Raw genomic sequence first — 13,340 nt, 5'->3', positions numbered from 1 at the left:
AATCTATCCCTTATCAAAGGAAATAGAACAAAGTAAAAAGTAAAAAGGGAAAAGTAAATAGAACAAGGAGAAAAGTAACAAGTAAAAAGAAGCAAGTAAAAAGAGAAAAGTAAAGAAACCCGAGGATATAATCATTCATCAATTATCATTCATCATTGCCCATTACCCATTACTCATCAATTATCAATATTGTCTGCCATCTCCTAGCCGCGATAGAAACGGTTACCCCGCAGCGGGATTGGGAAAGAAGGCATTAGCTCGGAAAGCCGGGCGCGAGGAGTAGAAGTGGATAGCGGGATAAAGCTCCTGAAAATATGATCTGCGTTTGAGAACGAATTATTATAAGTGTATATATTTTTATAGAATCTTACTTGTTGATTTGGCTAACTAACAATATATTTGAGTAGAATTAAACCAGTGTATATATGCAGATACGCAGGAAAGACATATAAATCTCATTTTGTATGTTTCAAATATAGAAAATCTTTTAAGCAGACTCATTCTTCTGATATTTTAGAAAGGATCAGAGAAGATAAAAATTTTCATAAGATTAACGGATTCAATATTCGAAATGTCTCGTCAATTTTTGTAAAAAAAGAGCAAGATCAGTTAGAAAAAGTAATTTCAGAAATAGAAAACCGCGAGATAAAATGTCCTGAATGTTCAAGTTTGATGGCAGATTTAGGACTGGATTTTAAAGCACCAAAGAAAAGCGCTTCTAAACAATGGAAAATTGTTGAAAGTCTTTACAGAATCGGGAAAGTTTTTCATTCTTGTGGCTGTGAGGGACCAGGTTATATTCCTCAAAATCTGAAAGATTATGAAGAATATTTAATCGATAGGTTGGAAATGTATAAGAATTATCAAAGTGTTTATCAAAATTCATCTGAAGAGGATTTTTCTGATAAGATGGAAAGAGTCTTTTATTGGTCTCAAAAAATAATTCGATTACAAGATGAAATTCTTCGTTATGGATTTAGCTTTCATTGATTTCATTACAAATCCTTATGAATTTCTGAATGCCAAATAAGTCTCTTATAATTAATAATTCTCCTCAGATTTTTAGAATTTTTTTTAAAAAATATTGTCAATGAAAATTATTTATCGTAATATTGCGATATAGTTTGAATATGGGAGCTACAAAAACAGATTTTTTTACAGATGAACAAAACAGAATTGCTACCATTGCAAAAGCTTTAGGGCATCCTGCGAGAATCGCTATCATTGAATATTTGCTGAAGGTAAATGAGTGCATCTGCGGAGATATTGTCAATGAACTTCCTTTGGCACAGCCTACAGTTTCCCAACATCTGAAGGAATTAAAGAATGCCGGACTTATCAAAGGAAATATTGAAGGAAATTCTATCTGTTACTGTATTGATGAGAATGCATTTGAGGTACTGAATGTATTTTTTTCAAAAGTAATTTCTACTGTTAAAAAGCAAAAGTGCTGTTAAATTTTTTTGTCTTCAATTATCGTAATATTGCGATATTGTAATATATGATTAATTATAATTTTTTTAACAATTAAAAATAAAAAATATGACGCTTGAACAGATCAAAAATATCCTTCCAACGTTGGATAATGTTGAATTTCAGTTGGAAAACGGAACTTTTGTACCGGGACATTTTCATGTAACAGAAATAGGGATGGTAAGCAAAAATTTTGTCGATTGCGGAGGAACCATCAGAAAAGAAGAAAAAGTCAATTTTCAGCTTTGGAATGCAGAAGATGATGAGCATCGTCTGAAGCCGGGGAAACTTCTTCATATTATTCAGCTTTCGGAAGAGAAACTGGGCATTAAAGATTTAGAGATTGAAGTGGAATATCAGGATACAACGATTGGTAAGTATGACCTTGAATTTAATGGAAAACATTTTATCCTTAAAAATAAAAAGACTGCCTGTCTTGCACAGGATTCATGTGGAATTCCGCAGGAAAAGGAAAAATTAAGTCTGAAAGAGCTTGGTCATAAAACATCTCAATGCGCTCCGAACTCGGGATGCTGTTAATTTAAAGTAACTGTATGAATCCGAAATTATCTGTTTACCTAGAAAAAGTTCTTCAGCAAAAAATCAGCGAAGAGCGAAAAGTGGTTTTAAAAAGTCTCACTGACTATATTCAGCAAAAAACGGGAGAGAATAAAGAAGTGCGCCTTAATTTTATCTGTACTCACAATTCGCGCAGAAGCCATTTGTCACAGATTTGGGCAAAGGTTGCAGCACATTATTATGAAATCCCGAATGTACAATGTTATTCGGGAGGAACGGAAGTTACCGAACTGTTTCCGAAAATTGCGGAAACTTTATCTGATGCAGGTTTTGAGATCTGGAAATTAAGTGAAACTAAAAATCCTGTATATGCCATAAAATTTGATGAAAATACATTGCCTTTGATTGGTTTTTCCAAAAAATACGATGATCCGTTTAATCCTGAACGTAGTTTTGCCGCTGTAATGACCTGTTCTTCTGCTGATGAAGGCTGCCCGTTTATTCCCGGAGCCGAAAAAAGAGTTCCGCTTACTTTCGAAGATCCTAAAGTTTCGGATAACACTCCCCAACAAACTGAGGTTTATGAAAAAAGAAGTCTGGAGATTGCTTCAGAAATGTTTTATGTATTTTCTCAAATAGATTGTAGATGAATCCTAAATTAAAGTTTTTAGACAGATATTTAACGCTCTGGATCTTTCTGGCAATGATTGTCGGCGTTTCTTTGGGTTACTTTTTTCCTGAAATTTCCCGGGTTACGCAATCTGTTTCTTCGGGAACTACAAATATTCCTTTGGCTGTCGGATTAATTCTCATGATGTATCCTCCTTTGGCCAAAGTAGATTACAGTCTCCTTCCACAGGCTTTTAAAGATAAAAAAGTAATCTCAGTTTCTCTGTTTTTAAACTGGATTGTGGGACCTGTTTTAATGTTTGTTCTGGCAGTAATTTTTCTTAAAAATGAACCGGATTACATGATCGGTCTTATCCTGATTGGTTTGGCAAGATGCATTGCCATGGTAATTGTCTGGAACGATCTCGCAAGAGGAAATCGCGAATATGCTGCTCTTTTGGTGGCATTGAACAGTGTTTTTCAGATTTTTTCCTACAGTTTTTTTGCATGGCTTTTCATTAATGTGCTTCCTCAGAAATTAGGTCTTGGAAATTTCAGTATTTCTGTGCCAATGCGTGAAGTCACGGAAAGTGTACTGATCTATCTAGGAATTCCGTTTCTGGCCGGATTTTTATCTCGCTATCTTCTTATTTCATTTAAAGGAAAAGACTGGTACAACAGGAAATTTATTCCGGCAATTTCTCCGATTACTTTGTATGCTTTATTATTTACGATTGTGCTGATGTTCAGTCTTAAAGGAGATCAGATTTTGGAGCTTCCGATAGATGTGTTGAAAGTGGCGGTTCCGCTGATTTTTTACTTTATTATTATGTTTTTTATCAGTTTTCTGATGAATAAAATGATGAAAGTTCCTTATGATAAGAATGTTGCAATTGCTTTTACAGCTACCGGAAATAATTTCGAACTGGCTATCGCAGTAAGTATTGCTGTTTTCGGAATTCATTCTGCACAGGCTTTTGTGGGAGTTATCGGTCCTTTGGTAGAAGTTCCGGTTCTTATTCTTCTGGTGAAGGCAAGTTTATATTTAAAACAAAAATAGAGTAATCTGTAGTTGAAAATCAGTTTTAAAATCATTATTCCGAATGCTGAAATCTCGGTGAAAATTTCGTACTTTTGGCATGAAAAATTTCTAAAACTAAAAGTAAAATGGACATTATTTTCGACCTGATTGAAAAAGAAAGACAAAGACAAACTCATGGCATTGAGATGATTGCATCGGAAAACTTTGTTTCTGATAATGTAATGAAAGCTATGGGAAGCGTATTGACTAATAAATATGCTGAAGGATATCCCGGAAAAAGATATTACGGAGGTTGTGAAGTCGTAGACGAGGTTGAAACTCTGGCGATCAATAGAGCTAAAGAGCTTTTCGGTGTAGAGTATGCAAATGTTCAGCCTCATTCCGGATCTCAGGCGAATGCGGCAGTTTACTTGGCAGTTTTGAAACCCGGAGATAAAATAATGGGGATGGATCTTTCCATGGGAGGTCACCTTACGCACGGTTCTTCGGTTAATTTCTCAGGAATTCAGTATGATGTGGTTTCTTACGGAGTTCAGAAAGAAACTGGTCTTATTGATTACGATCAGATGAGAGAAGTGGCTTTAAGAGAAAAACCTAAAATGCTTATTGCCGGTTTCTCTGCATATTCAAGAGATCTGGATTATGCAAAATTCAGAGAAATTGCAGACGAAATCGGAGCTACACTTTGGGCAGATATTGCTCATCCTGCCGGTTTGGTGGCAAAAGGTCTTTTAAATAATCCTTTTGAACACTGTCATGTAGTAACCACAACCACTCACAAAACGCTGAGAGGACCAAGAGGAGGAATGATCATGATGGGGAAGGATTTCGAAAATACTTATGGTCATAAAACGCCAAAAGGAGAAACTAAGATGATGAGTCAGGTTCTGGACGGAGCTGTTTTCCCGGGAATTCAGGGAGGTCCGCTGGAACACGTTATTGCGGGTAAAGCAGTTGCTTTCGGAGAAGCTTTGGACGATCAGTTCTTAACATACGCGAAGCAGGTTCAGGCTAATGCACAGGCTTTGGCAAAAGCAATGATCGACAGAGGGTTTGATATTGTAAGCGGTGGAACAGACAACCACTTAATGTTGGTAGATCTTAGAAATAAAAATGTAAACGGAAAGGAAACAGAGAAAGCTTTGGTTCTTGCAGACATTACCTGTAACAAAAATATGGTTCCTTTTGATGATAAATCACCATTCACCACTTCAGGAATCAGATTAGGAACGGCTGCTATTACGACAAGGGGTCTGAAGGAGAATGATATGGATACCATTGCAGGATTAATTTCTGATGTGGTAGATAATATCAAAAATGAAGAAGTAATTTCTTCGGTAAGAAAAAAAGTAAATGAATTAATGGAAGGTAAAGCTTTATTCAACTATTAATTTTCAAAGAAATAAATAATAAAGAATGGGCTTTTGCTCATTCTTTTTTGTGTAAAAAATATATGGAGAAGAAGTCTTTTACTTTTGATGAGATTAAACTGAAACTGGTAAACTATTGTGTGTATCAGGATCGCTGTCATGCAGAAGTTGAGCAGAAAATGAGAGAATTTCTTTTAATTGATGAAGCGAAGGAAGAAATTATGCTTTATCTGATGAAAGAAAATTATCTGAATGAAGAACGGTTTACGCGAAGTTACATCAGGGGTAAATTTTACATCAAACACTGGGGAAAGACGAAAATTAAAATTCATCTGAAACAAAAACAGATTTCCGATAAATTAATCAGTACATGTTTTGATGAAATTCATGAGGATGATTATGAAAAAACGATCCGTAAAATTTATCAGGATTACTATGATAAGCAGAGTGGATTGAAGGATTATCAAAGAAAAGCAAAAACAATAAAATATTTAATAAGCAGGGGCTTTGAATATGAGAAAATTATTGATAATTTTGGAGCCACATAAATGATAAAATTGTTTTATTTTGAAAGAAGAAAGAATCTGGCTTTCACCACCACATATGGGAGGAACGGAGCTGAAATATATACATGAAGCATTCGATACCAACTGGATTTCTCAGTTGGGAAACAATATAGATGTTTTTGAAAAGGATCTCGAAGAATATTTGGGAGAAAATACCTGTGTAACTGCTCTTTCATCCGGAACTGCTGCCATTCATTTAGCTTTACGATTATTAAATGTGGAAAAGGGAGATTTTGTAATCTGCCAGTCTTTTACTTTTGTGGCATCTGTAAATCCTGTTGTATATTTAAATGCCATTCCGGTTCTTGTAGACAGTGAACCTTCTACTTTGAATATTTGCCCTAATGCATTGGAAGATGCTGTAAAATATTGTCTGCAGAAAGGAAAAAAGCCCAAGGCAATTATTGCAGTAAGTCTTTATGGAATGCCCTTTATGGTGGATGAAATTCTGGAAATTTCAAGAAAATATGATATTCCTCTCATTGAAGATAGTGCAGAAGCTTTAGGAAGTAAATATAACAATCAGGCATGTGGAACTTTTGGCGATTTATCTATTATAAGTTTCAATGGAAATAAAATTATTACGACTTCTCGAGGAGGCATTCTTGTTTCCAAGAATAAATCTGTTAAAGACAGAGCTCTTTATCTTGCCACACAGGCAAAGGAAAATGAGGATTTTTACAGTCATTCTGAAGTAGGCTATAATTATCGGCTCAGCAATATACATGCAGGAATAGGAAGAGGACAGATGGAGTTTTTTGAAAAAAGAATACAGTCGAGAAGAGAAAACCATATATTCTACGAGGATTTATTTAATCATTTTGATGATCTGAATTTATTTTCTGAACCTTCTGAAAAATTTTATTCAAATTATTGGTTAAATGTGATTTTAATTGATGGTTTACACTGGAATAAAGAAAAATTGAGAAATATATTTTCTGAGAATAATATAGAAACCAGATACTTGTGGAAACCGATGCACTTGCAGCCATTATATAAAGAGTGTGTTTTTTTTGGAAACAATATTTCTGGTACTTTTTTTGATAAAGGTTTGTGCCTTCCTTCGGGAAGTAATATTACAGAAAAGTGTAAAGAGAGAATTACCAGAACATTATATAATTACAGAAATTAAATTTGGTATTAATTCAAAAATCGATGAAATTTTATTGTAATTTTACGCGAAGATAAATGGGATTGTTTTTTTTTGCCCGACTTTAATTTTAAAAATATATGAACACAAATATAGACAATGTACGATTCTCTTAGGAAGAAGATTTTTGGAGGAGATAATGTTGTCAGTCTCTCGGATGTAAGATATCTGCCCAGATGGATAATATTAGTAATTGATATTATTATTCTGGTAGTATCGTTATTTTTATCTACCTATATTATAGAGAAAATTACCCAACGTGAATTTATCTATGATGATAAAAGTCTGGTATTCCTATCAATTATTGTTATAAATGCTTTATTTATGTATGTTTTTAAAACATATGCAGGAATTATAAGGCATTCTACTTTTACGGATCTGTTTAAACTTTTGACGTCATGCTTCTGTACAATGGTTACAGTAGCTACAATCAATATCTTTTATTTCTGGTTCACCGGCGGAAAATTTATTTTAACGCCCTATCTGATATTGTATTTCATCATCTCATTCATGGGATTATTTCTTTTCAGATTATATGTGAAAGAATTTTTTCATATCGTAAGAGAATATAGAAGAAGTACACTTAAAAAGAGAATTCTTGTTTTAGGAATCGATGAACAGTCTATTGCCATCGCGAGAGCTATTTTAGACAATCCAAGTCTTCCTTATCATGTTGTAGGTTTTTTAACCCAGAGAACAGATTCTAAAAGAGCATCGTTGTTAGGAAAGCCAATCCTTTCAAAGGAAAAAATTGAAAAACATTCGAAAGAAGAACTTTTAGTAGACGGAGTCATCATTATAAAAGAAATGATGTCTAAAGATGAAATGAATTCCTGGGTAAATTTATTTCTTGAAAAAGATTTCAACATCTTTAAAGCTCCTTCCGTTCAGAAACTTAGAGACAGTGATCTTGGAGGTTCCATCAGAAATCTTCAGATCGAAGATTTGTTGAACAGAAAACCAATTAAAATTGAAAGTGAAGATGTGCGAAGCAGACATTTTAACAAGACAATTTTAGTAACCGGAGGTGCAGGTTCCATTGGGAGTGAAATTGTCAGACAGGTTGCACAATTTAATCCTTCTCTTATCGTTGTATTAGATCAGGCTGAAACACCTCTGTATGATATAGAGCTTGAAATGAGAGAAAAATTTCCTCATATCACCTTTAAATTTGTATTGGCGGATGTTTCCAATAAGCATAGAATAGAACCATTGTTCCAAACCTATAATTTTTCTATGGTTTATCATGCTGCGGCATATAAACACGTGCCATTGGTTGAAGAAAATCCACACGAAGGTATTATAGTGAATGTATTAGGTTCAAGAATCATTGCAACACTTTCCAGTAAGTATAATGTGAACAGGTTTGTAATGGTATCAACAGATAAAGCTGTAAATCCTACCAATGTGATGGGAGCTTCAAAAAGAGCTGCGGAATTATTTGTTCAGTCTTTACAAAATGTGGAAGGAAACAAAACCAAATTTATTACAACAAGATTCGGAAACGTTTTAGGATCTAACGGATCGGTAATTCCTCATTTTAAAAAGCAAATTGAAGCAGGAGGTCCCGTTACGATTACGCATCCTGATATTGTAAGATATTTTATGACGATTCCGGAGGCTTGTGAACTTGTTCTTCAGGCCGGAACCATGGGACACGGCGGGGAAATTTTCGTTTTTGATATGGGAGAACCCGTAAAAATTTTGGATCTCGCGAGAAGAATGATAAAATTATCAGGATTTGAGCCTAATATAGATATTAAAATTATTTATACAGGTTTAAGGCCCGGAGAAAAATTATATGAAGAGCTTTTGAGTGATGATGCAAAAACATTGCCGACTCATAACGAAAAGATTATGATCTCAAAAGATCCGAGTATGGTATTTTCTGAAATTGAATCTATGGTGAATCTGGTTACCAAAGCTGCTATCAAAAGAGATAAGGTAGAAGTCGTAAGAATTTTGAAAACTATAGTTCCTGAATTTAGAAGTAACAATTCTATTTATGAAATACTGGATAAATAGAAAAATAATAAATGTATATTTGTACAATTTTAAAATATGATGAAAGGTAAAATACTGGCTGTATTACTGGCAGTTACATTAGTTTCGTGCAAAACAAATCCCAACGCACACAACGATCTGAATTATATGCAGAATATAGAAAATGTTGCCATAGAAGCTTCTGCTAAAAATTCTCAAAATACAATTCAATCGGGAGATCAGCTTGTTATTCTTATTACGGCTAAAGATTTAGATGTTGTTAAACCATTTAATCAAAATTTTTCATCCTCAGAGTTTATTCAGAATAATACATTCGCAGGTGGAAATACTCCAGGTCAGGGATCGGCAAATATTTCTGGACCAACTTATATTGTAGATTCTGATGGTGATATAGATTTTCCTATCTTAGGAAAATTAAATACAAAAAATAAAACTTTAGTTCAATTTAAAGATGAACTAAGAGACAAAATAAAAGAATTTGTTATTAATCCTAGTGTTTCTGTGAGACTCTCAAATTTCAAAATTTCAATTTTGGGTGAAGTAAACAGGCAAGGTGATTATGTTGTGGCAAATGGACAGGCTACAATATTGAATGCATTGGCCATGGCTGGAGATCTTACTATATATGGAAAAAGAAATGATATATTAATAATAAGAACGGAAAATGGGCAAATTACTCATGGGAGGATAAACCTGCAAGATGCTAACCTGATTAATTCTCCTTATTATAATCTGAGGCAAGGAGATGCTATTATAGTTTCTGCAAATAATACAAAAGATATTGCTTCAAAGCAAAACCCAAATACTCCACTTATTTTATCTGCAATTTCAATTGGTGTTACTGCTATTGCGGTAGTCGTAGGTTTATTTAAGAAATAAAAAGAATGGAACAAAAAAATAATTTTGTAGAGACAAAAGAGATAGAATTACATATACGAGAAATAATACATCCTTATCTAAAAAGATGGTTTTGGTTCTTAATTGGGGCTGTAGTTTCACTTTTAATAGCATATTTATATTTAAAAAAACAAGTGGCTGTATATGAAGTTGCATCAACAGTTTTAATTAAAGATTCAAAAGCGAACAGCGGCGGAACACAGGACTTTGCAACGTTAAGAGATATCTCGGGTATTGGAAAGATCGGGAGTAATGGGGTGGAGAACGAGATGGAAATTTTTAAATCCAAAAAACTTGTACGTGAAGTAGTAAGAGTTTTAGGTTTAGAAACAAATATTTATAATGGCGATCTGAAAAACGAACTTTTCGAAGAGACTTCTCCAATAAGAGTCGTTATTGTTCAGGAAAAAGAATTTTCAGGCAATGCTTCCCGTTTGATCAATTTAAAGATTAACGGAAATGAGCTTACACTTTCTGCTGAAGGAATGTCCCCTGTAAAATCCTCATATAATAAAGTAATCAGTTTACCTTTTGCCAATATAATGATATTGAGAAATGCGAATTACAGGTCTAAAAAAAGTATTACGGATCTTTTATTGGATATTTCTACTTTAGATGACAGAACAAATGCCTTTCAGTCTGCTCTTAATGTTAGTCTGATTAATAAAGATGCTACTGTTATAAAATTATCAATGAATTATGCCGAAGTGGATAAAGCGAAAGCATTTATCAATAAGCTTGTTCAGGTGTATAATGAAGATGCTGTTGAGGATAAAAATACAGAGTTTAGAAATACAGCTAAGTTTATCAATGAAAGAATAGATCAGGTTGGACGAGATTTGGGCGATGTAGAAAACCAGAAAGAACAGTTTAAAAAGTCCAATAGAATATCTGATATAGAAACCGAAGTTCAATTGGGACTTAAGACTAATACTGAGGCAAAAAGTAAAGAACTTGAAATTAATGCACAGTTGGAACTTACGGATATTTTGCTAGGATATGTTTCTAATCAGAACTCTAACCAGACCCTTCCGAGTAATCTTGGTCTGAATAATCCAGGCGCTACTGCCAATATTTCAACGTATAATCAGTTGGTTTTGGAAAGAAATAAACTTCTTCAGAACGCTACACCAGAAAACCCTCTTGTTGTTGATATTACAAAACAGATAAATAATATTAGGACTTCTGTAATGCAGAGTTTACAAAAGAACAGAACGGCACTTCAGTTAGCAAGAAATGGTCTTTCTGCCGAACAGAATAATATTTCTGGCAGAATATCCCAAGTACCGGCTCAGGAAAAACTATTCAGAAGTATTGAACGTCAGCAGCAGATCAAAGAATCATTGTATCTTCTATTGTTGCAGAAGAGAGAAGAAACTGCAATATCGATGGCTGTTACATCAGCAAAAGCAAGAATTGTGGACAAAGCTTATGTTGGAATGAAAGTTTCACCAAAATCTGGGGTAATTTTACTTTCCGGACTTGTAGCAGGTCTTTTGCTTCCGATTGTTTTTATTTATCTTCAACAGCTTTTTAACGATAAGGTAAAAACAAAACATGATCTGGAAAAACTTACCAACAGAAAACCTATCATCGGCGAAATTCCCAGTATGGAAAGAGGCCAGGATGAGTTGGTAAGAATGAACGATCTATCTCCTATGGCTGAATCATTCAGGATTTTAATTACCAATATGAATTTTATGTTTCCTAAGAACATTAAAAAAGGAAGAACGGTATTTGTTACTTCCACTGTAAAAGGAGAAGGTAAAACACACGTTTCTGTAAACCTTGCGTTAACGATGGCTACACCTAAAAAGAAGATCATCATCATCGGTTCGGATATCAGAAACCCTCAGTTACAGAGATACAATACTACCAGAAAAGGGCTTGCCGGACTTACGGAGTTTCTTTATGATGACCAAATTTCTGTAGAAGACATTGTGCATCAGAGTGCATTTAATCCTTATCTGGATGTTATATTTTCTGGAAGCATACCTCCAAATCCTACGGAATTGCTGTCTAACGGAAGATACGAGGATCTTCTTGCAGATCTGCAGGGAACGTATGATTATATCATTATTGATACAGCACCGCTTATGCTGGTGACGGATACTTTACTCATTGCTAATATGGCAGACGTTACACTGTATGTAACCCGATCTAGACATACAGAAAAAACGTTAATAGATTTTGCAAACAAACAAATAGAAACACATAAAATAAAAAATGTTGCTTTCGTACTTAATGATGTAAGTAAAGAGTATTTTGCCTACGGAAATAAATATGGGTACGGATACAAGGCAACAGAGAACAAAAACTTTTTAGATAAAATAAAAGGTATTTTTAATAAAGAATGATGAATTTACCCAAACACTATAAAATTGCTGTAATCGGCCAGGGATATGTAGGCCTGCCTCTAGCTCTTGAGTTTTCTAAATTTTTACCAGTTTATGGATTTGATATTAATGAGCAGAGAGTTAAAGAGCTCAATAATGGTGAAGACCATACCCTAGAAGCCGATTCTGATGAAATAAAAGAACAGTTAAAAATTGCTTTAGAGAGTAATTTTCAGAAAGGTTATATTCCTTCCAGTTCTCTGGAAGAAATTGCAGAGGCAAATATATATATAGTAACAGTTCCTACACCTATAGATAGATTTAACTCTCCGGATCTTAGTCTTTTAATTAAGGCAAGTAAGATGTTGGGGGGAATTATTAAGAAACAAGACATTATTATTTATGAATCTACAGTTTATCCAGGATGTACAGAAGAAGAATGTATTCCTATATTAGAAAAAGAATCAAAATTAAAACTGAATGAAGATTTTTTTGTTGGTTATTCTCCAGAAAGAATCGTTCCCGGAGATAAAGTAAACACTTTAGTGACAATTAAAAAAGTTACATCAGGATCTACTACTGAAATTGCAGAAGATATAGATCAGCTATACAAATTAATCATTAAAGCAGGAACCCACAAGGCTCCTAGTATTAAAGTTGCAGAAGCTTCTAAAGCAATTGAGAATGCCCAAAGGGATGTAAATATATCTTTTGTTAATGAATTAGCTTTGATATTTGATAGAATAGGTATTGATACTCATGATGTTTTAGAGGCAGCAGGTACAAAATTTAATTTTTTAAAATACCGTCCGGGTTTAGTGGGAGGGCACTGTATTTCTGTAGATCCTTACTATCTTGCACATAAAGCTGGGCAACTTGGTTATCATCCACAGGTAATTTTAAGTGGAAGAAGAGTAAACGACATGATGCCTGAATTTATTGCTGGAAAAGTTATTAAGTTAATGATTCAAAAAGGGATTCAGATTAAAAATGCAAATGCTTTAATCTTAGGGATTACGTTTAAAGAAAACTGTCCGGATATAAGGAATACTAAAGTTGTAAATATCTATTCCGAACTTAAGCAATATAATCTTAATGTAGATATTTATGATCCTTGGGCAGATCAGGATGAAGTAAAATCTGAATATAATATTCAAACTCTTGAAGATTTTATAGAAGATAAAAAGTATGAAGTTATTATTTTGGCAGTTTCTCATAAAGAGTTTAAGAATTTAGATATTATTTCATTAAAAACTGAGAAATCAGTTTTATTTGATGTAAAAGCATTCTTGGAAAGAGATACTGTTGATGCAAGACTATAAGCATAATTATCGGCGTATACATGATTTTAGCAAATAAAGAATCTTTAAGTTA

At 33.8% G+C, this 13,340-nt stretch carries 12 protein-coding genes; all 12 read left to right on the top strand.

Going from position 1 to position 13,340, the window contains the following annotated elements; translation table 11 throughout:
• The first annotated feature begins 399 nt into the window (after nucleotides 1-399).
• The 12 genes from QWT87_RS15290 (at nucleotide 400) to QWT87_RS15235 (ending at nucleotide 13,288) form a co-directional block, all read left to right on the top strand.
• On the top strand, nucleotides 400-990 hold the full coding sequence (locus QWT87_RS15290; RefSeq protein ID WP_302716987.1) for a hypothetical protein: 591 nt from the start codon (nucleotides 400-402) through the stop codon (nucleotides 988-990).
• Nucleotides 991-1,130: 140 nt separating this feature from the next.
• Complete coding sequence (locus QWT87_RS15285; RefSeq protein WP_076395660.1) at nucleotides 1,131-1,457, top strand: ArsR/SmtB family transcription factor; 327 nt, start codon at nucleotides 1,131-1,133, stop codon at nucleotides 1,455-1,457.
• 85 nt (nucleotides 1,458-1,542) lie between these two features.
• Complete coding sequence (locus tag QWT87_RS15280) at nucleotides 1,543-2,013, top strand: DUF6428 family protein (protein ID WP_302716985.1); 471 nt, start codon at nucleotides 1,543-1,545, stop codon at nucleotides 2,011-2,013.
• Nucleotides 2,014-2,027: 14 nt separating this feature from the next.
• The gene (locus QWT87_RS15275) at nucleotides 2,028-2,642 is read left to right on the top strand and encodes an arsenate-mycothiol transferase ArsC (protein ID WP_302716983.1); all 615 of its coding nucleotides are present in this window, start codon (nucleotides 2,028-2,030) and stop codon (nucleotides 2,640-2,642) included.
• Complete coding sequence (gene arsB, locus QWT87_RS15270; RefSeq protein ID WP_302716981.1) at nucleotides 2,639-3,661, top strand: ACR3 family arsenite efflux transporter; 1,023 nt, start codon at nucleotides 2,639-2,641, stop codon at nucleotides 3,659-3,661. The genes QWT87_RS15275 and arsB overlap by 4 nt, the downstream gene beginning before the upstream one ends.
• A 107-nt stretch (nucleotides 3,662-3,768) precedes the next feature.
• Nucleotides 3,769-5,034, top strand: a complete 1,266-nt coding sequence (gene glyA, locus QWT87_RS15265; protein ID WP_302716979.1) for a serine hydroxymethyltransferase — start codon at nucleotides 3,769-3,771, stop codon at nucleotides 5,032-5,034.
• Between the two features lie 62 nt (nucleotides 5,035-5,096).
• Nucleotides 5,097-5,561, top strand: a complete 465-nt coding sequence (locus QWT87_RS15260) for a regulatory protein RecX (RefSeq protein ID WP_302716978.1) — start codon at nucleotides 5,097-5,099, stop codon at nucleotides 5,559-5,561.
• Between the two features lie 19 nt (nucleotides 5,562-5,580).
• Nucleotides 5,581-6,711: a DegT/DnrJ/EryC1/StrS family aminotransferase gene (locus QWT87_RS15255; RefSeq protein WP_302716976.1), complete on the top strand. Its 1,131-nt coding sequence runs from the start codon at nucleotides 5,581-5,583 to the stop codon at nucleotides 6,709-6,711.
• 117 nt (nucleotides 6,712-6,828) lie between these two features.
• A complete protein-coding gene (locus QWT87_RS15250) occupies nucleotides 6,829-8,754 on the top strand; it encodes a polysaccharide biosynthesis protein (protein WP_302716974.1) in 1,926 nt (641 codons plus the stop codon).
• Nucleotides 8,755-8,790: 36 nt separating this feature from the next.
• Nucleotides 8,791-9,612: a polysaccharide biosynthesis/export family protein gene (locus tag QWT87_RS15245; RefSeq protein ID WP_228457747.1), complete on the top strand. Its 822-nt coding sequence runs from the start codon at nucleotides 8,791-8,793 to the stop codon at nucleotides 9,610-9,612.
• A gap of 5 nt (nucleotides 9,613-9,617) precedes the next feature.
• Nucleotides 9,618-11,987 (top strand): GumC family protein, encoded by a 2,370-nt coding sequence (locus tag QWT87_RS15240; RefSeq protein WP_302716972.1) that lies wholly within the window; start codon nucleotides 9,618-9,620, stop codon nucleotides 11,985-11,987.
• Nucleotides 11,984-13,288 carry a nucleotide sugar dehydrogenase gene (locus QWT87_RS15235; protein WP_407933591.1) on the top strand — a complete coding sequence of 435 codons (1,305 nt, stop codon included), beginning with the start codon at nucleotides 11,984-11,986 and terminating at the stop codon, nucleotides 13,286-13,288. The genes QWT87_RS15240 and QWT87_RS15235 overlap by 4 nt, the downstream gene beginning before the upstream one ends.
• Nucleotides 13,289-13,340 lie beyond the last annotated feature (52 nt).

It is taken from the genome of Chryseobacterium urinae (assembly GCF_030518295.1).
Classification (GTDB): domain Bacteria; phylum Bacteroidota; class Bacteroidia; order Flavobacteriales; family Weeksellaceae; genus Chryseobacterium; species Chryseobacterium mucoviscidosis.
This window is presented reverse-complemented; position numbering and strand designations above follow the sequence as displayed.